This is a genomic window from Streptomyces sp. NPDC002130, assembly GCF_040296465.1.
Lineage (GTDB): Bacteria > Actinomycetota > Actinomycetes > Streptomycetales > Streptomycetaceae > Streptomyces.
In genome coordinates, this window is the sequence record NZ_JBEOXI010001033.1 from 1 (window position 1) to 1,202 (window position 1,202).

The window sequence follows — 1,202 nt, forward strand, 5'->3', positions numbered from 1 at the left end:
ACGCGCGCAGCACCTCCGCCTGGCGGGCGGGCGGCAGGACCGAGCAGATCGTGCGGCACGACGCGGGACAGATATGCCCAAGCGAGTAGTCGTGGATCGTGTGTAGTCATTGGAATCCCCTGTCTCGGAAGTCGAGTGCGGTGACAACTTGGTCTGGTCCGGGCATCGCCTCACCTGCCAGATCGGCGACACTCCAGGCAACCCGCAACGCTCGGTCAGCCCCACGAGCGGTTATCACCCCTTTACGCAGCGCCCGTTCCACCGGCGCCAACGCCGCACGCGAGAGTCTGAACTTCTGCCTCAACGCAGGCCCTGGCACTTCCGCGTTGGTCCGCCACCCGTACTCGCTCCACCGCTGGGCTGCAGTGTCTCGAGCTGCCGCCACGCGCGCACGAACATCGCCGGTGCTTTCCCCCACTTCGTCGATCAGCGCTCCGGTCGCAACGGCTTGCATCCGGACCCTGATGTCGACTCGGTCCAAGAGCGGGCCGGACAATTTCCCCAGGTACCGGCGACGCGCCGCGGGTGCACAAACACAATCCGCGTCTCTCGGCGGCGCGCACGGGCAGGGATTGGCGGCCAGGATCAGCTGGAACCGCGCCGGGTACCACGCAACTCCGTCCCGCCGGGCGATTCGCACCTCCCCGTCTTCGAGCGGCGTACGTAGCGCTTCGAGCACTTTCACCCCGATCTCGGCACATTCGTCGAGGAACAGCACGCCACGATGGGCCCGGCTGACCGCACCAGGACGAGCCATCCCACTACCACCACCCACCAGTGAGCTGACCGACGAACTGTGATGCGGCGCAATGAAAGGCGGCATGTCGATCAACGGCCGATCCTCCGGCAACACCCCCGCCACCGAATGAATCGCCGTCACCTCCAACGACTCCCCCTCCGTCAACGGCGGAAGAATCCCCGGAAGCCGCTGCGCCAACATCGTTTTCCCGATCCCCGGCGGACCCGTCAACATCAGATGATGCGCACCCGCCGCCGCAACCTCGATCGCCCACCGAGCATCCGTCTGCCCGACAACCTCACTCAAATCCCGCACCGCCACCACACCAGCACGCTCGAAAACATCAGGAACAGCCAGCGCCAACTCCCCACGCAACCACCCGATCACCGCGGACAGATCGTCAGCGCCCAGCACCTCGATCCCCTTGACCAGGCCCGCCTCAGCCAACGCCCGAGCCGGAACC

1 protein-coding gene is annotated in these 1,202 nt (G+C 66.2%); it reads right to left on the reverse strand.

All coding sequences use genetic code 11. From position 1 onward, the window contains the following. Positions 1-106: 106 nt before the first annotated feature. Positions 107-1,202, reverse strand: a 1,096-nt coding sequence (locus ABT116_RS48140; RefSeq protein ID WP_351647826.1) for a YifB family Mg chelatase-like AAA ATPase, incomplete at its 5' end; no start/stop codon positions are given.